A 20350-nucleotide genomic window follows, 5' to 3' on the forward strand; every position below is an offset into this window, starting at 1 on the left:
GAATGTTTCTTCGGAAGGGAAGCCTCGGTCATGCGCATTCCCCTCGGTTCCGTCCCCCACCGTGCCACGCGGTCCGCCGCACGCGAGCCGCACGTCCTGCACGTAGCCCAGCCGGTCGACGGCGGTGTCGCCAGATTCGTGACGGACCTGGCGACGGCGCAGCTCGCCGCGGGGCTGCGCGTCACCGTGGCCTGCCCGCGGGGCGGCACGCTGACGCACGCACTGCGCGCGGCGGGCTGCAGGGTGCTGCCCTGGGAAGCGACCCGCTCTCCCGGGCTTCGACTCCCCGGTGAGGTCGGGCGGTTGGCGCGGCTCGTGCGCGAGGTGCGGCCCGATGTCCTGCATGCGCACAGCGCGAAGGCCGGGCTCGCCGCGCGGCTCGCGCTGCGCGGCCGGCTCCCCACCGTCTTCCAGCCGCACGCCTGGTCGTTCGAGGCCGTGGACGGCGTAACGGCCCACGCGGCGCTGAAGTGGGAGCAGTTCGCGGCCCGCTGGGCCACGCGCGTGCTGTGCGTGAGCGAGGCCGAACGGCGTACCGGGGAGCAGCACGGCATCGCCGCCCGCTGGCATGTGATCCCCAATGGCGTCGACACGATCAGGTTCCAGCCGGAAGGGAGCGTGGCCCGGTCCGCGCCCGGCCCGCTCGTCGTGTGCGTGGGACGGCTGTGCCGGCAGAAGGGCCAGGACGTGCTGCTGGAGGCCTGGCCCGCGGTGCTGCGGCAACTGCCCACCGCCCGGCTGGTGCTGGTCGGCGACGGTCCGGACGCGGGCCGGCTGCGGGCCGGCGCACCCGCGTCGGTGGAGTTCGCCGGCCCGGCGGTCGACGCCGCCCCCTGGTACCGGGCCGCCGACGTCGTGGTCCTGCCGTCCCGCTGGGAGGGCATGGCGCTCGTCCCGCTGGAGGCCATGGCGTGCGCCCGGCCGATCCTCGTCACGGACGTGGACGGGGCGCGCGAGAGCCTGCCCCCCGGCCATCTGCCGCACTGCGTGGTGCCGCCGGAGGACCCCGACACGCTGGCACGCGCGCTGACGGCGCTGCTGCTCCGCGGACCGCTCCGCGCGGCACTGGGCGCTCAGGGCCGCGCCCATGTGCTCGCCGCCCACGACGTACAGCAGACCGCGGACGCCGTGACCGATGTGTACCGCGAACTGCTCGGCATCGTCACCACGCCGGTCGTGGTACCCAACCAGAGCAGAGAGTCCATCACCACATGACTGCGGAAAGCACTGTTCCTCCTCCTGCCGGGGGGTCCCGGGCGGCGGTCGGTGCCGTCTCCCTCCTCGCGCCGCCCGGTGCCGCCACCGGGACCACACCGTCCACCGGGCGGCCGTCCCGTCGCGCGCGGCGGATCTCCTGGACCCCCCTGCTGATCGCCGACCTCAGCGGCACCCTGCTGGGCGCCCTGGCCGTGCCGGAGGCCCAGCGGTATCCGCTGCTCATCGCCTTCCTGGGCCTGTCCGTGCTGGCTCTGAACCGACAGGCCCTGCTCTACGACACCCCGGACGTCCCCGGCGTGCTGGAGGAACTCCCCGCCGTCTGCGGGCGCGTCGCCGTCGGCTGGGCGGTCGTCGCGGCGCTCACCTCGCTGCGGCAGCTGCCGATGACGGTGCTCGGCACCGCGTGCGCCGTGCACTGCCTGGTGGCCTGCGTGGGCCGCGAGGCAGTGCACGGACGGCGGCGCAGGGCGTTTCGTCGCCGTCCTCGTCCCGCTCTGGTGGTGGGGCCGTTCCCGGCGGCCCTGCGGGTCGCGGCCGCGTTGCAGCGCAGCCCGCAGTGCGGAACGCGGCCGGTGGGCCTGGTCACCGACGCACCGGAGCCCGTCCCCGTCCCCGGGGACCGGCCCGCGCTGCCGGTCCTCACCTCGCGCGAGGAGGCACATCGCGCGCTCATTCAGAACGGTGTGGAGACGGTACTCGTCGTGGGGCCCGCGACACGCGTGCAGAAGGCCCCGATGCTGCGCGAACTGGCCGCGTTCGGCTGCGTGTTGTGGGAGCTCGACGCGGACACCCCGGCGTACGGACTGCGCGGGCGGCGCAGCCGGGCGGGGCACCTCGTGGGTTTCTCCCGCAGGCTGTTGTGGCCGGGCTCCGGGCCGCGCGGCGGCAGGATCGGCAAGCGGCTGCTCGACCTGGTCCTGTCCGGCGTGCTGCTGCTGCTCGCCGCACCGGTGCTCGGGGTGTGCGCGGCCGTGCTGCGGATCACCGAGGGGCCGGGCGTGGTGTTCCGGCAGGAGCGGATCGGCAAGGACGGGCGGCAGTTCACGATGCTGAAGCTGCGCACCTTCCGGCCCGCCAGCGACCACGAGGCCGCGACCCGCTGGAGCGTGGCGGACGCGGAGGACATGAGCCGCTTCTGCCAATTCCTGCGCCGTACCTCGCTGGACGAGCTGCTGCAGCTGTGGAACGTCTTCCGCGGCGACATGAGCCTGGTCGGACCGCGGCCCGAACGCACCTATTTCGTCACCAAGTTCAGCCAGACCCTGCCCGGCTACCCGGCGCGCCACCGGATGCCGACCGGCATGACCGGACTCGCCCAGATCAACGGTCTGCGCGGCGACACCTCGATCGAGGACCGGTGCCGCTTCGACAACGCCTACATCGACAACTGGTCGCTGTGGCAGGACATCTGCATCCTGACGCGTACGGCGATGCTGTTCGTACGGCCCACGGGGAGCTGAGCAGGTGAGCGCTCCCTCGACGGCCTCGCCTCCGCTGGTGCTGTCCCTGGCGCCGCCGGCATTGCGCCGGCTCGCGCCGGTTCTGCCCGTCGTGGCGATCGTCGTCCTGCTGGGGCTGCCGGTGGCACCGGAGAGCAACGCCACCCCCGCCGACGCGATGTCGGCGCTGGTCGTGCTGTGGGCCGTCGTCCACACCGTGCGGCAGGCGCGGCGCCCGCTGACGCGGACGGCCGCGCTCGTGCTCGGGCTGCCGGTCGTGGGCCTCGCCGTATCCGCGAGCGGGGCGATGACGCCCGCCGACGCCGTCACCGGACTGGCCCGCTATCTGCAGGTGTTCGTGCTCGTCCCGGTCGCCGTGGTGCTGCTGGTGCGGGACCGGCGCGACGCCCGGCTGGTGCTCTGGTCGCTGGTCGGCCTCGCGCTGTGGGAGGGCGGGGTCGGGGTGCACCAGTACCTCACCGGGACCGGGGCCTCGTACCAGGGGGCCGAGATCCGGGCGGTGGGTACGTTCGGGCCGGCCGACGTGATGGGGATGGCCACCGCTGTGTCGCTCGGTCTGGTGGCCGCGGTCGGTATCGCCCTCGGGTCGGGGGCCCGGCGGCAGCGGCTCGTGGCGACCGCCTGTGCGCTGGCGCTGTTTCTGCCGCTCGTCGTGTCCTTCAGCCGGGGTTCCTGGATCGCCACGGCCGTGGCGTGCGGGGCGCAGCTGCTCACGGCCGGCCCACGACGTGCGGCGAAGACCTTCGCGGTCGGAGTCGCGGCCGTGGTGGTGCTGGTGGGCGGCGTCGGCGTGGGCGCGGCGGTACTGCAGGAACGGTTGACCAGCATCACGCGGATCGCCGACGCGCCGGACCAGTCGGTCGTGGACCGCTACAGCCTGTGGGCGGCGGCCACCGACATGTGGCGCGGGCACCCGATGACGGGCGTCGGGCTGAAGGCCTTTCCCGCGTACCGGGACGGGCACGCCTCGGTCGCGCTGTCCTCGGGCAGCGACACGGACGCGGCGGGCTGGGGCTTTCGGCGGCGGCCCCTGCTCAGCCCGCACAACATGTATCTGCTGGTGCTCAGCGAGGAGGGCCTGCTGGGCGCGCTCACCGTGGTCGGCAGCTGGCTGGCCCTGCTGGTGTGCGCGACCAGGCGGCTGCGCCGGGCCGGGCGGGCCCGGGACTGCGCGGTCGCGGCCTGCGGGCTGCTGCTGTGGCAGTACGTGGATTACCTCTACGCCGACATCGGCGGACCCTCCACCGTGCTGACGGGCGTGTGCCTCGGCCTCGGCGCCTGGTGGGCGCTGGCCCGCGGGGCGACCACGACTCCGGCTGCGGAGGCGGGCGTGCGATGAGATCCCCATCCGCTGCGCCGAGAGGGACCGCCGATGACGAGCCCGGCGCGGAGGGCGGGCACCCGACCAAGGCCGACCAAGCCCCGACGACGACCGAGACGACCGAGACGACCGACACAGCCTCGGGCACAGCGGCGGCGGCTTCCCCGAACGCTTCCTCACCCACGCCCGGGACGACTGCCCCGGCTGCGACTTCGAGCGCCTCCCCGGACACTTCCTCGTCCGCTTCCCCCGGCACCTCCTCGTCCGCAGCCTCGACGACTTCCTCGGCCACGTCCTCGACCGCTTCCCCCGGCACTGCCTCGGCTGTTTCCTCCGGTGTTTCCTCCGGAGCCTCCTCAGGCGCTTCCGCGGTGGCGAGCTCGGCCGTTTCCCCCGGCGTTCCGGCGCCCGCGACCTTGGTCGATTCCCCGAGCGCGACCTCGGTCGTTTCCTCAGGTGCTTCTGCGGGGGCGGCCTCGGCCGTCTCCTCCGACGTTTCGTCAGGCGTTTCCCCGGGCGCGACCTTGGTCGTTTCCTCGGACGGCTCCTCGGGCGCCTGCCCGGTCGTTGACGCGAGCGCGTCCTTGCCCGTTTCCCCCGGCGCTGCCCCGGCCTCTTCCTCCGGCGCTTCCCCGAGCGCGCCCTCGATCGCTCCCCCCGCCCCTTCCCCGGGCTCCACCGCAACCGCCTCCCCCGTCCCTTCCCCCGTCCCTTCCCCCGTCCCTTCCCCCGTCCCTTCCTCCGGTCCCGCCTCACCCCCTGCCCCCGGCGCGTCCCCGCACCCTTCTTCCGGTGGTTTTCTCGCGCGGGCGACTCTCGTCACGGCCGTGCTGTCCGTTGCCGGGGCCTTGCTCGGGCTTGGGCGGGATCAGGCGCTTGCGCGGCTGTTCGGGGCCGGGGTGGCCACCGATGCGTTTCTGGTGGCGTGGACCGTCCCGGAGATGGCGGCGACGCTGCTGATCGAGGACGGGATGGCGTTCCTGCTGGTGCCCGCGTTCAGCGGGGCGTTGGCGCGGCGGGCGGGCGGGCGCGGGTCCCCGGATCCGGTGCGCGCGCTGGTCGCCGCCTCGCTGCCCCGGCTGAGTCTCGCCTTCGCCGCCGTGGCCGCCGTACTCGTGGCCGGGGCGCCGCTGCTGGTCGGCGTCCTCGCGCCCGGCCTGCCGCACCCCGCCCTCGCCATCGCCTGCACCCGGCTGACCGCGACCTGCGTGCTGACCTTCGGGCTGGCCGGGTACTGCAGTTCCGCACTCCGGGCCCACCGCTCCTACCTCGCCCCGGCGACGATCTACGTCGCCTACAACACCACGATCATCGCCACGATGTTCGCCCTCGGCGCGCACTGGGGCGTACGGTCCGCCGCCCTCGGCGTGGCCCTCGGCGGCTGCCTCATGGGCGCCGTGCAGGCGCCGTCGCTGTGGCGGCGGATCGCCAAGTGCCCCGACCAGCCCGCCGCCGCGTTCCGCCGGGACGGCGAGCAGTCGCTCACTCCCGCCCCCGCTCTGGTCCTCGCGGTCCTGCTCTTCGCCCTGTGCCGTCAGTCGCAGGTCCTCATCGAGCGCCATTTCGCCTCCCTGCTGCCCGCCGGTGCCATCTCGCACCTCAACTACGCGCAGAAGATCGGCCAGTTGCCGATGTCCGTGGCGCTGATGCTGTGCGTCGTCACCTTCCCGGTGCTGGCGCGGGCCATGGCCGATGGCGACACAGTGCGGGCCCGGGACCGGATCGAGCGGGATCTGGTGATGGTGACCGGCATCGTGCTGCTGGGGGCCGCGGTCATCTCGGTGTGTGCTCCGCAGATCGTCCAAGTCCTCTTCCAGCGCGGCGCCTTCACCGCGCAGGACACCGCCGCGACCGCCACCGTCCTGCGGGTGTACACGCTCGGGCTGCTCGGCCACACGCTGGTGGGCGCGCTGGTCCGGTCGTACTTCTCGGCGGGCCGCACCACCTGGTACCCCACGGGCGTGATGGCCGTGGGCATGGTCGCCACCGCCGTCATCAGCGCGTGCACCGTGGGGACCTGGGGTGCGTCCGGCATCGCCGCGGCCAACTCGGTCGGCATCACCGTGACCGCGCTGCTCCTGCTGCGTGGGCTGGGCGGCCGCAGCGTCGCCGTGCGGATCCGGCGCGTCGGGGCCGAACTGGCCATGACGGTGGACGCGGCGCTGGGTGCGGCCGGCACCGGCTACCTCTGCACGCTGCCGTTCGCCTCGCCCCTGGCCGGCCTCGCCGCCGGCTGCCTGGGCGTCACCGCGGTCTATCTGCCGCTGGTCTGGCTCCTCGACGTGGCCGGAGCCCGCTCACTGACGCCCGCGGCACTCCGCACCCTCCGAACCCTCCGACGGTTCCCGACGCGAAGGAAGAGCCGTGGTCGTTGACGCTTCCGAAGCTCACCGTGCGGCCGGGCAGAAGGCCCCTGGCATAGGGGGACGGTCCCGGCGGGGGCCCGCCGCCTGGGTGGCCATGTACCACTCCGTCTCGGACTCCTGGGACGACCCGTTCAACATCACCGTCCCCGCCTCCCGCCTCGCCCGCCAGCTCGCCTGGCTGCGCGGCCGCGGCCTGCGCGGGGTGAGCGTGCGTGACCTGCTGGCCGCCCGCGCCCAGGGACAGGAGCGCGGGCTGGTCGGGCTCACCTTCGACGACGGGTACGCGGACTTCGTCACCTGCGCGCTGCCCGTGCTGCGCCGCTGGCACTGCGGGGCCACCGTGTTCGTGGTGGCCGGGCGGCTCGGCGGCGAGAACGACTGGGAGCTGTCCGGCCCGCGCAAGCGGCTGCTCGGCGCGGACGACATCCGGCAGCTGGTGGCCCTGGGCATCGAGGTCGCCTCGCACGGCCTCACCCACTCCGACCTCACCCGGCTCCCGGACGACGTGCTGCACGCGGAGGTGCACGGCAGCCGCGCCCTGCTCGCCGAGCTGGCCGGCCAGGACATCCGCGGCTTCTGCTACCCGTACGGCCGGCTCGACGCGCGGGTCGGCGCCGCTGTGCACGCCGCCGGCTACCGCTACGCCTGCGCCGTCGCACCGGGCCCCGAGAACGCCGGCGACCTGGCGCTGCCCCGTATCCACATCGGACGGGCCGACACCGGGGTGCGGCTCGAAGTGAAGCGGCGACTGGCGCGCCCCTGGGGACGTGCCGTGGAGGCCTCATGAGAGTGCTGCACATCATCACCGGCCTTGAGGCGGGCGGCGCCGAGCAGCAACTGCGCCTGCTGCTGCGCCATCTGCCCACGCGGTGCGACGTGCTGACCCTGACCCGGCCCGGACAGGTCGCCGACGGGCTGGTCGCCGACGGCGTCCGCGTCACCGACCTCGGCATGGGCGGCAACCGGGACGTCGCCGCCCTGTTCCGCCTGGCCGGGCACATCCGCGCCGGCCGCTACGACCTGGTGCACACCCATCTGTACCGGGCCTGCGTGTACGGCCGGATCGCGGCCCGCCTCGCGGGCGTACGGGCCGTGGTGGCCACCGAACACTCCCTGGGCGCACGGCAGTTGGAGGGCCGGACCCTGAACGCGGGCATCCGGGCCCTGTACCTGGCCACCGAACGCCTCGGCCGGGTCACCGTCGCCGTGTCCCCGACGGTGGCCGGGCTGCTGCGCGGCTGGGGCGTGCCCGACCGGCGCGTCCGCATCGTTCCGAACGGCATCGACGCCTGTCGTTTCCGCTTCGACGAGGTGCGCCGCAAGGAGGTGCGCGCGTTCTACGCACTGCCGGAGGACGCGTATGTGGTGGGCTGCGTCGGCCGGCTCGTCCCCACCAAGCGTTTCGAGGTCGCCGTACGCGCGCTGGCGCTGCTGCCCGCGGACGTACGGCTGCTGCTGATCGGGGCGGGGCCCCAGGAGCGGACGCTGCTCCGCGTCGCGCGGGAACTGGAGATCGCGGACCGGATCCTGCTGACCGGCGAGCTTCCCTATGTGCCGGATCCGCGCCATGCCACACCCGACCTGCCCGCGGTGCTGAGCGCGTTGGACGTGCTCGTCGCGCCCGCCCTGGAAGAGACGTTCGGCCTGGCCGTGCTGGAGGCACTCGCGGCCGGCCTCCCCGTCCTGTACACGTGCGCCCCCGCGCTCGCCGACCTGCCCCCCGAAGCGGCTCCGCGCGCCCGGCAGGTCATCGGCGAGGCCGAGGCGTACGCACGGGAACTGCTGCGGCTGCACGCGGCAGGGCCCGGTGAACGAGACGTCCCGGACGCCGTGCGGCACTACAGCATCGAGCACACCGCCCGGCAGCTGATGGACGTGTACACGACCGTCCTGTCCGGTCACGACCTGGAAGTGAGTTCCCGATGACCGATCGCCCCCACCTGCCCGTACGACTGCTGCGCCCGGTCCTCGACCGGGCGGAACGGCTGCTCCGCCCGGCCTTCGCGCACACGGCGCGGCTGCTGCGCTCGGCCTGCACGCTCGCAGCGCGCCTGCTGCGCTCGACCTTTGTGTTCGTGGCCCGACAACTGCGCTCGGCCTGCGCGTTCGTGGCGCGTCTGCTGCGCTCGCTCTTCGCGTTCCTGGCCCGGCTGCTGATGCGCTGGGCGACGGTGATCCCCGCCTGTGCCCTCCTCGGCGCCGCGGCCGGCGCCACCTACGGCGAGATGAAGCCGCCGCAGTACTCGGCCACGAGCTACGTCATCGCCGTACCGGCCGAGAAGTCGAGGTCCGATCCGGCGATGGCACTGGGATTCGCGCAGGCGTACGGCCGGGTCGCGACGCAGCTCGCCGTGCTGGGGGAGGCGCAGCAGACGGCCCGGGTGCCGGCGGCGAAGCTGCGCAGGAGCGTGCGGGCCGAGACCTCGCCCGACGCGCCGATGATCGCGATCACCGCGGTCTCCCGGCGCCCCGCCCGCGCCGCCGACATCGCCAACGCGGTGTCCGGGGAGCTCACCAAGCAGGCCAACAAGACCAAGAAGGCCACCGGCATCACCCTCACGCGCCTGTCGCGCGCCCTCGAACCCACCGAGCCGTCCTCCGCGTCCCCGGCGCTGACCACGCTGGTGGGCGCGTGCGCCGGAGGCCTGCTGGGCGGCCTCGCCCTGCTGGTCCGGCCGCGGCGGGCGACGCCGGACGGGGACACCGGGCGGGCCCAACTGCCCGGCCCGGCAGCCGCCGTCGACCTCGCCCAGGAGGTGCGGTGACCACGGTGGCCGACCGTGCGCTGCCGGTGGATTCGGTGGAGGTCTGCACCGACGACCGGGTGTTCGCGGGGCTGGCCGAGGAGTGGGGACGCCTGCACCGGGCCTGCCCGTCGGCGACGCCGTTCCAGAGCCACGCCTGGCTGCACTCGTGGTGGCAGTCGTACGGCACCCCGGGCGGGCTGCGGCTCGTCCTGGTGCGCCATCGCGGTGAACTGGTGGGCGCCGCGCCGCTGATGCGCGTCTCCCGCCCGTGGCCGACGCTGGTGCCGATCGGCGGCGCCATCACCGACTTCGGCGATGTGCTCCTCGACGAGACGGCGGACACCCGGGGCACCCGCGCGCTGACCGACGCCCTGGCCGAACTGGCCCGCACCGCACTGATCGACTTCCGTGAGGTGCGGCCGGGCGGCGCGGCGCAGCGGATCTACCTCGGCTGGCGCGGCCCACGGCACCGGCTGCCCGACTCCGCGTGCCTGGAGTTGCCCGTCCTGCCCATGGACCAGCTGATCAGACGGCTGCCGTCGGCACGCGCCCAGCGCATCCGCAACAAGGTGAACAAGCTCACCCGGCTCGGCGTGCACTGGCGCGTCGTGGGCCACGACGAGACCGAGAGCGCGCTGCGCCGGCTCCTCGCCCTGCACCGGCTGCAGTGGCAGGACCGCAAGGTGGCGCCGGAACACCTCCGCCCGCGGTTCCTGGAGCACCTGATCCGCTCGGCGGGCCCGATGGTGCGGTCCGGCGAGGCGGTGATCAAGGAGTACCTCCTCGACGGCGAGGTGGTCGGGGTCGAACTGACGCTGCTGTCGAGGACATGGGCGGGCATCTATCTGTACGGCGTCCACCCGCAGCTGCGTGAGCGCCGGACCGATGTGGCGACGATGCTGCTGCGCGCCGCCACCGAGCAACTCGCCGCCGACGGCGAACGCCAGGTCCTGAGCCTGCTGCGGGGCGACGAGCCGTACAAGTACCGCTGGGCCCCCGAGACGGTCGTCAACGAGCGTCTGCTGCTGGCGCGCAGGCGCACCGCACCGCTGCTGGCGGCCGCCGTCGGGGGCGCCGCCGCACGTCGCCGGGCCAAGCAGGTGCTGCGGCGGCCCGCCTCCGGATTCGGCGCGCAGGGGACGAACTCACCGTAAACGCAAGTAAATGGGATGAAGGGAGCGAACGACATGACAGTCTTTCGGGCCGAGTGTGCCCAGGACGAGCGGGTGGACGCGGGCACGGCGGACGACACACCCGATCTGCGGTGCCCCGCGTGCGTGGGAGTGGGAAAGCCGCTGCGCCTGGTCGTCGAGGACCGGTACCGGCTGGTCCGCTGCCGTCAGTGCCGCACGGAGTACTTCCGCGCCGACCCGCTGCTCGCCGACCGCGACCGCGAGGCACCGGTCAGCGCGTACTGGGAGCAGTACAAATTCGGCCTGTACGCGAGTGACGACGTCCGGCGCGGCTACGAACAGCGCTACGAGAAGACGCTCGACCAGGTGGAGGGGCTGACCGGGGACATCGGCACGGTGCTGGATGTCGGTTGCGGCATCGGGAACTTCGTGAGCTTCGCCCAGACCCGCTGTGCCCGTGCCTACGGCGTCGACGCGGACCCCGACGCCGTGGACATGGCGCGCTCCCGCGGACTGCGGGTCGGGCTGAGCGACGAGCTGGACGCGCTGCTGCCCGACGGCACGGCGGACGCGGTCACGCTGTGGGACGTGATCGAGCATCTCTACGACCCGCTGCCCGTGCTGAGCCGGGCCCTGCGCAAACTCCGCCCCGGAGGCACGGTGGTCTTCGAGACGCCGGACGCGTCGTTCCCGGTGCGTCCGCTCGTGCTGGCGGCCCATGCCGCGAGCCGGGGCCGGCTCGATCTGACGGGGCATCTGTACTACTGGGAGCACAAGATCTACTTCACGGAGACCGGCATGCGGGCCATCCTGAGCCGGCTGGACTGTGAGGTGATCGCGGTGGAACGCCCGACCTCTCCCCGGGCGAAGATGCAGGAGATCTTCACGCACTACGCGGACGCCTCGTGGCAGAGCCGCGTCCTGGCCCGCGCCTGGCCCCGGTTCGAAGGCCTGTGCCGCCGTGCCGGGCGCGGGAACAAGCTCATCGTCATCGCCCGGTACGCGGGCGGTCGTTGAGACCACCGGTGACCGTGGGGAGGGCGGTGCACGGTCACCAGGGCCGGGGCGGTGCTGGAGGCGGTGGCGGCTGTGGCTGGGGCTCGGGCGCGGGTGAGGCGGGGGCCGGCGGCTTCGGATCCTGGTCCGGGGGGTGCTGACCGGCGAGTGCCGCGTGGTAGAGGGCGGATGCCCGGGGATTGGCGGAGCACAGCCACACCCCGTGCGGGCAGTAGTCGGTGATCGTGTTGTACAGCGGTTTGTGCTCGTCCATCCACGCGAGCATCCGCAGCACGTAGGTCACGCTGTCGCCGTTGCGGAACAGGCCCCACTCGGGATACGAGATCGGCTTCTCGTGCGCCTTCGCGAAGTCGACCTGGTCCTGCAGACCGTAGGGTTCGGACACCTGCTGGTCGAACGAGATCCCGGCCGGCTGGTCGTAGGAGTCCATGCCGAGGACGTCGACGACGTCGTCGCCGGGATAGCACTGCGGCCACGGAACGGCGTCGGCGCCCCGGTTCGGGGTGAAGTCGAAGGTGAAGTGCTGGCCGGGCACCGAGCGCATGACGGTGACGATGCGCCGCCAGTACGCCTTCCAGGACTCCGGATCGGGGCCGCAGCGATGGGTGTAGGAGACGCCGTTCATCTCCCAGCCGAGCACGAGGACCGCGTCCGGCACCCCCAGGCCGACGAGGTGCTCGGCGAGCGCCCGGAAGTGCTGGTCGAACTCCCCGGCCGCCCCGCGCCGCAGCAGCTGCTGGACCTCCGCGTCCGGCACGTGGCTCTCGTTGCGCTCCAGCAGCGGGACGTTGACCACGAGGATGCGGTCGTCCCGGGCCCGCCGCCACTGCGCCCAGCTGTCGAGGAAGCTCGGTGGGCCCTCGATGTTGCTCCACCGGTCGCCCGGCAGGTACGTGTGGCCCACCCGCACATCGGCGTGATCGAGCCAGTCGCTGAATCCCTCGATGCGCAGCACACCGGCGGGCTCGGAACCGAGGAACGCGCCGAACGCGGGCGCGCGCTCCTCCCCCGGGGAGGGCCCCGTCGCCCCGCACGCCGCGGCGGCGAGCCGCCCCAGCACGGACACGGCCGGTGGCGCGGAGCGCGCCACCGGCGGACAGTGTCCCGTGGCCGGGTTCGCCGCGGGGCCGGACTTGACGACCGGGCTGGGAACGACACTCGCCGCCGCGAACAATCCGGCGGCGAGGAACGTCACTCGTCTCAGGGACCGGAGACGTTCGGACGTCATTCCCACTCCTTTGGTGCGACTGCGCTCCCATTACTGAGATACAGCCATATATACGCTCAATGCACCAATGGAGTCGGACGGCTCGACGCTGATCGGCCACAAGGGCGACCGTACGGGGGCGAGCCGGCGGGTGCCGGACGCCAGGCGTCCGGCACCCGGGCGACTACTGCTGGGCCGAGGTCTTGCGGCCTCGCCGGTAGAGGACGGTGCCGGCGACCAGCAGCGCACCGCTGGCGGCAACGGCAGCGATGGTGCCCTCGGCGCCGGTGTGGGCCATCGGGTGGTGCCGGTGATGGTGGTGGTGCGGGTGGTGGTGCGGCTTCACCGGGGGCATCTCGTGCTCGTGCGGCGGCCTCTGGTGATGGTGGTGGTGCTCCACCGGCTCGGGCTTGTGGTGGTGCGGGGGCTTCTCCTCGTTGCCGTAGCACCCGCAGGACTCGTCGTCCCCGTACTTCGAGTCCTCGTCGCCGTATTCCTTGTCCTTGCCGTACGAGGACTTGTGGCCTTCCTCGTCGTCGCCGTAGTCCTTGTCCTTGCCGTGCGACGGCTTGTGGCTCTCTTCGTCGTCGCCGTAGTCCTTGTCCTTGCCGTACGAGGGCTTGTGGCTCTCCTCGTCGCCGTAGCTCTTGCCGTATGAGGAGTGCTGGTTCGAGCCCTCGTCGCCGTAGTCCTCGGAGGAGCTCTCGTGCTGCGCATGTGTCGAGTGGCCGCCGGACCAGCCGGTGGAATACGGGGCCGAGAACTCCTCCGCCATGTTGCGCGCCATCTGGGTGGCGCTCTCCGCGCGCTCCATCGCCCGCATGGCGCTCGCCGCACCCGGGAAGTCGGAGTCCGCCGAGTCGTCCGAAAAGGCCGAGTATGAGTCGTCCCCGGACGTGAACGGACCGGAGTCCGCGAACGCGAAGGGGGTGTAGAAGGACAGGACACTCGTCGCGGCGGCGGCCACGACCAATCCCTTGCTCAGGGTCTGTCGCACTCTCTTTGTCTTCCTCTCAGGGGGAGTTCGAAAGGCCGGCCCTGGAGCCAGGTGAAGGGGGGATGCTCCGCAGCGGGCCGCCGGGGTTCCGTAGTTCGTCGCAGGGTGTCGTGATGCCGCTCGGATGCAGCACGTTCACACGTGCCACCACCTGCAGACTGTGAACGAAATATGGACACGTACGGATACCAAGAAGCATGAAATGCCGGGTAATTCACCCGATCGCCCGTCTGGCTTGACGGACCTATCCGCCGTATAGGGTCTCGATCTGCTCCGCGTACGCCATCGCCACCGCCTGCCGCTTGACCTTCATGGACGGGGTGAGCAGACCGTTCTCCTCGCTGAACTCACCCTCGACCAGAACGAAGGCGCGGATCGATTCGGCGCGGGAGACGGATGCGTTGGCGTAGTCCACGGCCTGCTGTACGTCGGCACGCATCCGCGGGTCACGGATGACGTCCGCCATCGGAGTGTCCTCGGGCAGTTCGCGGACCGAAAGCCAGTGGGACACCGCTTCGGGGTCTAGCGTGACGAGAGCCGCCACGAAAGGGCGCCGGTCGCCGACGACGAGACACTGGCCGACCGGCGGGCGGCTGCGCAGACGGTCCTCCAGGACGGCCGGCGAGACGTTCTTCCCGCCGGAGGTGATGAGGATGTCCTTCTTGCGGCCGGTGATGGTGAGATGGCCGTCGCCGTCGAGGGAACCGAGGTCGCCGGTGGCGAACCAGCCGTCGGTCAGCACCGCGTCCGTGGCCGCCGGGTCGTTCCAGTACGCCCCGAACACCACCCCGCCCCTGATGAGGACCTCCCCGTCGTCGGCGATGCGGACCGTGGTGCCGGGCACCGGGAGACCGACCGTGCCGGGACGCGGCTCCAGCGGCGGGACGATGGTGGCGGCGGCGCTGGTCTCGGTCAGGCCGTACCCCTCATAGACGATGACGCCGGCCGCGAGGAAGAACAGGTTGAGGTCGCGGTCGAGCGGGGAGCCGCCGCAGATGGCGTACCGCAGCCGGCCGCCCAGCTCCTTGCGGATGCGCCGGTAGACCAGCAGGTCGTACAGCGCCCAGGCGGCGTACAGACCGATCCCCGGCCCCTTGCCCGTGCCGAGGAACTTCTCCAGGCAGGCCTCCCCGAAGCGCACCCCGATCCGGTCCGCGCGGTCGAAGGACGCGCCCCGGCCGATCCGCTCGGCGGTGGCCCGCCCGGTGTCGTGGATCTTCTCGAAGAGGTACGGCACCCCGACCAGGAAGGTGGGCCGGAACTCCTTGAACATCGGACGAAGTTCGTCCGGCTTGATGCTCGGGCAGTGGCCCAACTCGATCCGGGCCAGCAGACAGGCGATCTGCAGGGTGCGGCCCAGGATGTGCGCGAGCGGCAGGAAGAGCAGGGTGGACGCGGTCTGGCCGGTGACCTCCCGGAAGATCGGGTGGAGCAGCTCCACCGTGTTGCCGGCCTCGGCGTACAGGTTGGCGTGGGTGAGCACACAGCCCTTGGGTCGTCCGGTGGTGCCGGAGGTGTAGCAGATCGTGGCCACCGCCTCGGGCGTGAGGGCTCTGCGGCGCTCGGTGACCTCCTCGTCCGGGACGTCCCGGCCGAGGGCGACGAGTTCGGGCAGCGCCTGGTCGTCGATCCGCCAGATGCGCGGGGGTTCGGGGTGGCCGGCCGTGCCGGCGGCGACCGTCCCGGCGTTCTCCGCGGTCTCGGCCACGACGAAACGGGCGCCGGAGTCGCGCACGATCCACTCCACCTGTTCGGCCGAAGAGGTGGCGTAGACGGGGACGCTCCGACCGCCGGCGGCCCAGATCGCGAAGTCCAGGACCGTCCACTCGTAGCGGGTGCGGGACATCACCGCGACCCGGCCGCCCGGTTCGAGACCGGCGGCGATCAGCCCCTTGGCGGCGGCGGTGACCTCGCGGGCGAAGGCGGCGGCGGTCACCGGGCGCCAGCCGTCGTCCGTCCGGCGGCGCAGGACCACGGCGCCGGGCGCCTCCTCGGCGTTGACGAACGGGATGTCGGCGGTGCTGCCGCCGGCCCTCCGGGGCGCCAGGGGAGCGGTACGGACCTCGCGCACCGTGCCGTTCTCGTCCCTGATCAGCTCGACCGCCGTACGCGCGGACAGGTCGGCACGCCGCCGAGCCCGTGTCAGATCCCTGCGTACGCCCATGACGGCTCCCGGTCGCGGCTCGGCTGACGTGCTGCGGTACGTGCCCACCCGGACTTACCGAGAGGTCAACTTACTCGTGCGTAGAAAATGGTCAATGGGTCCGGCGTGCCGAATCGCCCGCGGCGTCTCCCGCCACGGCCGCACGCGGTGGCGGTGCACGGGCCGTCCCTCGATCGTGTGGAGCCCCGGCCGCCCTGCGCCGCTCGGGTGAGCGTGCACCGGGCCGCCGCGTCGCCGGTCGATAGGGTCGCGCGGTGACCTCAACCCCCGACGACACGCCCCCTTCCGGCTTCGCACTGCTCCTGGTGGTCACGGGCGCGGCCGGGCTGCTGGCCTCGTGGGTCATCACCCTCGACAAGTTCAAGCTGCTCCAGAACCCGAACTTCACCCCGGGGTGCAGCCTCAATCCGGTGGTGTCCTGCGGCAGCGTCATGAAGAGCGCGCAGGCCGCGGTCTTCGGCTTCCCCAACCCGATGCTCGGCCTGGTGGCCTACGGCATCGTGATCTGCGTCGGCGTGAGCCTGCTGACCGGCGCCGCCTTTCCGCGCTGGTACTGGCTGGCCTTCGACGCGGGCTGTCTGTTCGGGGTCGGGTTCGTGTCATGGCTGCAGTTCGAGTCGCTGTACCGGATCGGCGCGCTGTGCCTGTGGTGCGCTCTGGCCTGGGTCGCCACGATCCTGATGTTCTGGTACGTCACCTCGTTCGCCGTACGGCACCGGTTCCTGCCCGCGCCGGCCGCGCTGCGGGTGTTCTTCGCCGAGTTCACGTGGGTGCTGCCGCTGCTGCACATCGCGGTCGTCGGCATGCTGATCCTGACCCGCTGGTGGGACTTCTGGACCAGCTGAGCCGGCCGGCTCCGGACGCCCGGCAACCGGGGCCACAGCACTGCCGTGGCGCGCTCGTCACCGGTCCGGCGGTCACCGGTCCGGCCGCACGGCGGTGACCGGGAGGGCCGTCGAGCGGTTACCGGCTCGGACAACCGAACCGGACGAGGAGTGAACGATGGTTCCAGGCGTCGGCGGAGTGCCGGTGGGCGGGCAGCGCGGCACGCCCGCCGCGGACGGAGCGCGGTCCCGGGGCAGCACACGGCGGGACATGACGCGGAGACTGTTCTCCTCGGCCGTCGTCGCGGCGTTCGCCGCCCCGGCGACCGCGGCCTGCGCACGGCAGCCCGAACATGCCCCGGACGACGGCCGGCGGGCCACCGCCTTCGACGAGACCTACCGGGGCCGCCACATCCGCGGCGTCGAGGTGCACCCCGCCGAGCGGGCCGCCGTCGCGGGCACCCAGTGGAAGGTCACGATCGACGGCCGCCCGCTGCATCTGATGCGCCGCGCCGACGGCAGCTGGCTGAGCATGCTCGACCACTACCGCTCGTACCCGACCGCGCTCGCCGCGGCCCGCGCGGCGGTCGACGAACTCGGCCCCGAGGAGCAGCTGCACGACCTGGCACCGGGGCCGATGGGCGGCGGGCCGATGCACATGGAGGGTGGGAATGGCGTACACGCGTAAGAACGTCAACCGGCTGACCCCCACCGAGCGGCGCCGGTTCGTGGGCGCCCTGCTGGACATCAAACGCAGCGGTGAGTACGACGAGTTCGTGCGGATGCACATCGACTTCAACACCCCCGACGGCGAGAGCGGGCTGCGCACCGCCCACATGGCACCCTCGTTCCTGCCCTGGCACCGCAAGCTCCTGCTGGACCTGGAGCGGGCGCTGCGCCGGGTGGACGACTCGGTGACGGTGCCGTACTGGGACTGGACCCGCGACCGCTCGGCGACGGCCGTGCCGTGGACCGACGATCTGCTCGGCGGCAACGGGCGGCGCTCGGACCGGCAGGTGATGACCGGCCCGTTCGCCTACCGGTCCGGCCACTGGAAGCTCACCGAGAACGTGACCGACCGGCAGTACCTCACCCGTGACCTCGGCCGCGCCCGGGACCCGATCCAACTGCCCACCGCCCAGGACCTGGAGGTGGCACTGGCCGATCCGGTCTACGACACGGCACCCTGGGACTCGACGGTCACCCGGGGGTTCCGCAACAAGCTGGAGGGGTGGGGGCCGGGCCGGGGCAAGGTCTCCTGGCGCAACCACAACCGGGTGCACCGCTGGATCGGCGGGGTGATGGTCGGCGGCGCCGCCGTCAACGACCCCGTCTTCTGGCTGCACCACTCCTTCGTCGACCTGCAGTGGACCCGCTGGCAGCAGCGCCACCGCAACCACCGCTACCTCCCGGCCGACCCGCCCGACGAGCGTGACGACCAGCACGACCGGGTCGTGGCCCGGCACGAGCAACTGCCGCCGTGGGACGTGACGCCGGACGAACTGGAGGACATGAGCGGGATCTACCAGTACGAGTGAGCCCGGTCCACGGGAGCCGCAGCGCTCCAAGAGTCGGCAGAGCCCCGGTCCGCACGGGACCGGGGCTCTTCCCGCACGTACGAGGATTTCCTCAACTCAGCCTTTTTCTCGGACCCTTTCACCGAAATGCCGGTCGACAGCGGTGCGACGGGGATGCGTTGCCGGCCTCGACCGCCTCGAATGTTCGCTTCGCCGTTCGAGGTATCACACGTCCCGCTGAAATCCCGGCGACACGGCAACCGCCGCTCGGTGCACGGCTCTCCGCTGATCAAGTCTGAGTCTTCTGCGAAGGAGACGCCCCTGTGCGAATTTCTGACATTCAGCGCTGCGAAGCGCGGCCCGGACACCTCGTCGAGTGGACGTTGAGCCCGGCGACCGTCGCGGCCGCGGCAGCGCTGCCGCCGGATCCCCGGCCGCCGTCGTACATCCAGGAGTCGCACATCAGAACCGCGCGTTCGGTGCGTGAGGACGGACTCTTCGTGCCGACCTGGATCGGCACGGCCTTCGACCTGCCGGGCCAGGCCGATCTCGACGCGCTGGAACGGGCCTTGCGCGGCTGGACCCTGCGGCACGAGACGCTCCGCAGCGGCTTCCGCTGGGCCGGCGACGACATGCACCGGTTCACGCTCGACGAGGACGACGTGTCCCTGCACCGCGAGGTGGTCGGCGACTTCGCCGACGCGGACACCCTGGTCCGCTATCTGCAGGACCGATTCGACGTCGCGGCGGACGCGCTCGGCTGGCCCAACTTCATCTACGCGGCGGTCGTCCGCGACGACTCCACCAGCGTCTACCTGGCGTTCGACCACACCAACGTCGACGCCTACTCCCTGCAGCGCATCCCGGACGAGATCCACGAGCTGTACCGGGCGGGCGTCACGGGCCGCTCCCTGACCGGGGCGCCGGTGGGCAGTTACGTCGACTTCTGCGAGCTGGAGCGGGCCAACGCCGACGGCATCGACGACACGCACGCGATCGTCGCCCGCTGGCGGGAGTTCATCGCCCGGGGCGACGGCACGCTCCCGGACTTCCCCGTCGACCTCGGTCTGCGCCCCGGTGGTCCGCTGCCCGCCCAGAAGCTGATGCGCGAGCCGCTCGTCGACGCGGACGCCGCCACCGCGTTCGAGACGCACTGCCGGCCCTACGGCGGCAGTATGGTGGGCGTCCTGGCCGCGACCAGCCTGATCGTGCACCAGCTCGGCGGGGAACCGGTCTACCGCACGGTCGTGCCGTTCCACACCCGGGTGAAATCCGCGTGGTCGGACTCCGTGGGCTGGTACGTCGGCGGCGCACCGATCGAGGTGCCCGCGGCACCGGACTTCGACGGCGCGCTCACCGCCGTACGCGCCGAGTTGCAGGCCAACCGGGCGCTGGCGCGCATCCCGCTGGCGCGTGTACTGCGGCTGCTCGGCGCGGACTTCCGCCCGACCTCGCCGGATCTGTACTCGATCGTCTCCTACGTCGACGCCCGCGTCGTCCCCGGCTCCGCCAACTGGCCGGAACAGAAGGCGTACGGGCTGCTCCGGGTGTCGTACGGCGACCAGGTGTGCGTCTGGATCACCCGGCTGAACGAGGGGCTGTGGCTGGCCTGCCGCTACCCGGACACCGACATCGCGTACAAGAACATGCGGCGCTATGTCGAGGCGTTGCGGGATCTCATCGTGTCCGTGCCCGCGCACAACCGTCTCCTGGCCACGGAACCGACATTTTCGTAATACCGGGTCGGGCAACTTCCTTTTCCGGAATCCGCGTTGGTGTGCCTTTCGCAACGCGCAATGCCGGTACGGAAGTTGTCGTCGCCCAGAACAATCTTCGTACCCATGTCCCCTTTTGGACACGGATATCCGGCAAAGTGGAATACCGCGTATCGCTACTGGTAGTGTTCACTCAGTCACGGTAGGCAATCAGCCTCGATGTCCAAGCAAGGAAGAACCGAGGGTTCCATGCGCAAGCTTCAGCAAGTCGTGATCGCAGCAGTGGCGGCCGGCGGTCTGGCCGGCGTCGGTGCCGGCGCCGGTGCGGCCTACGCCCACGGTCGCGGGGTTGAGGTGAACGACCTCTACCGCCCCTACCAGGAGTGCAGCCCGCAGACGGTGGCCGACGGCAGCCTCCCGGTCAGCGTGCTCGGTCTCTCGCAGACCTTGGACACCACCTGCGGTCAGTTCAACAACGCCTTCACTGGCTGAGGTCGACGGCGTCGGCAGTCCCGACGCCGTCCGCGGAACCCTTCGGGTCACCTTCCGGAGGGTTCCCTTCACGCCCGGCCGGTCGCCCGGCTCCCAGGACGAAGTCAGGGCAGGGCGCGGCCGGTTCGCGGCACACGGTGCCCTGACGTCCCTCACAAAGGAAACGCATCAC

Annotated in this window: 17 protein-coding genes; 14 read left to right on the forward strand and 3 right to left on the reverse strand. The window is 72.1% G+C overall.

What is annotated here, in order from left to right:
* The first annotated feature begins 30 nt into the window (after positions 1-30).
* The 9 genes from AB5L52_RS28535 to AB5L52_RS28575 all read left to right on the forward strand — a co-directional run bounded on the left by AB5L52_RS28535 (position 31) and on the right by AB5L52_RS28575 (position 11262).
* The gene (locus AB5L52_RS28535) at positions 31-1215 is read left to right on the forward strand and encodes a glycosyltransferase (RefSeq protein ID WP_351579955.1); all 1185 of its coding nucleotides are present in this window, start codon (positions 31-33) and stop codon (positions 1213-1215) included.
* Positions 1212-2678: an exopolysaccharide biosynthesis polyprenyl glycosylphosphotransferase gene (locus AB5L52_RS28540; RefSeq protein WP_369366991.1), complete on the forward strand. Its 1467-nt coding sequence runs from the start codon at positions 1212-1214 to the stop codon at positions 2676-2678. The genes AB5L52_RS28535 and AB5L52_RS28540 overlap by 4 nt, the downstream gene beginning before the upstream one ends.
* 34 nt (positions 2679-2712) lie before the next feature.
* Positions 2713-4017, forward strand: a complete 1305-nt coding sequence (locus AB5L52_RS28545) for an O-antigen ligase family protein (RefSeq protein WP_369368986.1) — start codon at positions 2713-2715, stop codon at positions 4015-4017.
* 629 nt (positions 4018-4646) lie between these two features.
* Complete coding sequence (gene murJ / locus AB5L52_RS28550) at positions 4647-6374, forward strand: murein biosynthesis integral membrane protein MurJ (RefSeq protein ID WP_369368987.1); 1728 nt, start codon at positions 4647-4649, stop codon at positions 6372-6374.
* An 85-nt stretch (positions 6375-6459) separates the two neighbouring features.
* Positions 6460-7152 carry a polysaccharide deacetylase family protein gene (locus AB5L52_RS28555; protein WP_369368988.1) on the forward strand — a complete coding sequence of 231 codons (693 nt, stop codon included), beginning with the start codon at positions 6460-6462 and terminating at the stop codon, positions 7150-7152.
* Entirely contained in the window at positions 7149-8291 is a 1143-nt protein-coding gene (locus AB5L52_RS28560; RefSeq protein ID WP_369366993.1) for a glycosyltransferase, read from the forward strand. Before AB5L52_RS28555 ends, AB5L52_RS28560 begins: the two co-directional genes overlap by 4 nt.
* A gap of 230 nt (positions 8292-8521) precedes the next feature.
* Positions 8522-9130: a lipopolysaccharide biosynthesis protein gene (locus tag AB5L52_RS28565; RefSeq protein WP_369368989.1), complete on the forward strand. Its 609-nt coding sequence runs from the start codon at positions 8522-8524 to the stop codon at positions 9128-9130.
* On the forward strand, positions 9127-10266 hold the full coding sequence (locus AB5L52_RS28570; protein WP_369366995.1) for a GNAT family N-acetyltransferase: 1140 nt from the start codon (positions 9127-9129) through the stop codon (positions 10264-10266). The genes AB5L52_RS28565 and AB5L52_RS28570 overlap by 4 nt, the downstream gene beginning before the upstream one ends.
* Positions 10267-10299: 33 nt before the next feature.
* Positions 10300-11262 carry a class I SAM-dependent methyltransferase gene (locus AB5L52_RS28575; protein ID WP_369366996.1) on the forward strand — a complete coding sequence of 321 codons (963 nt, stop codon included), beginning with the start codon at positions 10300-10302 and terminating at the stop codon, positions 11260-11262.
* 34 nt (positions 11263-11296) lie between these two features.
* On the opposite strand, the gene AB5L52_RS28580 is transcribed toward AB5L52_RS28575, so the two are convergent.
* The 3 genes from AB5L52_RS28580 to AB5L52_RS28590 form a co-directional block, all read right to left on the reverse strand.
* Positions 11297-12490 (reverse strand): glycosyl hydrolase, encoded by a 1194-nt coding sequence (locus AB5L52_RS28580; protein WP_351026695.1) that lies wholly within the window; start codon positions 12488-12490, stop codon positions 11297-11299.
* A gap of 163 nt (positions 12491-12653) precedes the next feature.
* On the reverse strand, positions 12654-13466 hold the full coding sequence (locus AB5L52_RS28585; RefSeq protein ID WP_351026694.1) for a hypothetical protein: 813 nt from the start codon (positions 13464-13466) through the stop codon (positions 12654-12656).
* Positions 13467-13710: 244 nt separating this feature from the next.
* A complete protein-coding gene (locus AB5L52_RS28590) occupies positions 13711-15630 on the reverse strand; it encodes a long-chain fatty acid--CoA ligase (protein ID WP_369366998.1) in 1920 nt (639 codons plus the stop codon).
* A 254-nt stretch (positions 15631-15884) separates the two neighbouring features.
* Between AB5L52_RS28590 and AB5L52_RS28595 the strand changes: the two genes are divergently transcribed.
* The 5 genes from AB5L52_RS28595 (at position 15885) to AB5L52_RS28615 (ending at position 20178) form a co-directional block, all read left to right on the forward strand.
* Complete coding sequence (locus tag AB5L52_RS28595; RefSeq protein ID WP_351026691.1) at positions 15885-16475, forward strand: vitamin K epoxide reductase family protein; 591 nt, start codon at positions 15885-15887, stop codon at positions 16473-16475.
* Between the two features lie 250 nt (positions 16476-16725).
* Positions 16726-17142 carry a tyrosinase family oxidase copper chaperone gene (locus AB5L52_RS28600; RefSeq protein WP_351026690.1) on the forward strand — a complete coding sequence of 139 codons (417 nt, stop codon included), beginning with the start codon at positions 16726-16728 and terminating at the stop codon, positions 17140-17142.
* Complete coding sequence (locus tag AB5L52_RS28605) at positions 17126-17992, forward strand: tyrosinase family protein (protein WP_369366999.1); 867 nt, start codon at positions 17126-17128, stop codon at positions 17990-17992. Before AB5L52_RS28600 ends, AB5L52_RS28605 begins: the two co-directional genes overlap by 17 nt.
* A 302-nt stretch (positions 17993-18294) precedes the next feature.
* On the forward strand, positions 18295-19707 hold the full coding sequence (locus AB5L52_RS28610; protein WP_351026687.1) for a condensation domain-containing protein: 1413 nt from the start codon (positions 18295-18297) through the stop codon (positions 19705-19707).
* A gap of 228 nt (positions 19708-19935) precedes the next feature.
* A complete protein-coding gene (locus AB5L52_RS28615) occupies positions 19936-20178 on the forward strand; it encodes a hypothetical protein (RefSeq protein ID WP_351026685.1) in 243 nt (80 codons plus the stop codon).
* Positions 20179-20350 lie beyond the last annotated feature (172 nt).

Source organism: Streptomyces sp. CG4 (assembly GCF_041080655.1).
Classification (GTDB): Bacteria; Actinomycetota; Actinomycetes; order Streptomycetales; family Streptomycetaceae; genus Streptomyces.

Excerpts from the sequence above, each read along its gene's own strand:
- AB5L52_RS28560 (WP_369366993.1), top strand. The coding sequence starts at position 7,149 with ATGAGAGTGCTGCACATCATCACCGGCCTTGAGGCGGGCGGCGCCGAG.
- AB5L52_RS28575 (WP_369366996.1), top strand. The coding sequence starts at position 10,300 with ATGACAGTCTTTCGGGCCGAGTGTGCCCAGGACGAGCGGGTGGACGCG.
- AB5L52_RS28605 (WP_369366999.1), top strand. The coding sequence starts at position 17,126 with ATGGCGTACACGCGTAAGAACGTCAACCGGCTGACCCCCACCGAGCGG.
- AB5L52_RS28600 (WP_351026690.1), top strand. The coding sequence starts at position 16,726 with ATGACGCGGAGACTGTTCTCCTCGGCCGTCGTCGCGGCGTTCGCCGCC.
- AB5L52_RS28555 (WP_369368988.1), top strand. The coding sequence starts at position 6,460 with ATGTACCACTCCGTCTCGGACTCCTGGGACGACCCGTTCAACATCACC.
- AB5L52_RS28615 (WP_351026685.1), top strand. The coding sequence starts at position 19,936 with ATGCGCAAGCTTCAGCAAGTCGTGATCGCAGCAGTGGCGGCCGGCGGT.
- AB5L52_RS28580 (WP_351026695.1), bottom strand. The coding sequence starts at position 12,490 with ATGACGTCCGAACGTCTCCGGTCCCTGAGACGAGTGACGTTCCTCGCC.
- AB5L52_RS28590 (WP_369366998.1), bottom strand. The coding sequence starts at position 15,630 with ATGGGCGTACGCAGGGATCTGACACGGGCTCGGCGGCGTGCCGACCTG.
- AB5L52_RS28535 (WP_351579955.1), top strand. The coding sequence starts at position 31 with ATGCGCATTCCCCTCGGTTCCGTCCCCCACCGTGCCACGCGGTCCGCC.
- AB5L52_RS28540 (WP_369366991.1), top strand. The coding sequence starts at position 1,212 with ATGACTGCGGAAAGCACTGTTCCTCCTCCTGCCGGGGGGTCCCGGGCG.
- AB5L52_RS28565 (WP_369368989.1), top strand. The coding sequence starts at position 8,522 with ATGCGCTGGGCGACGGTGATCCCCGCCTGTGCCCTCCTCGGCGCCGCG.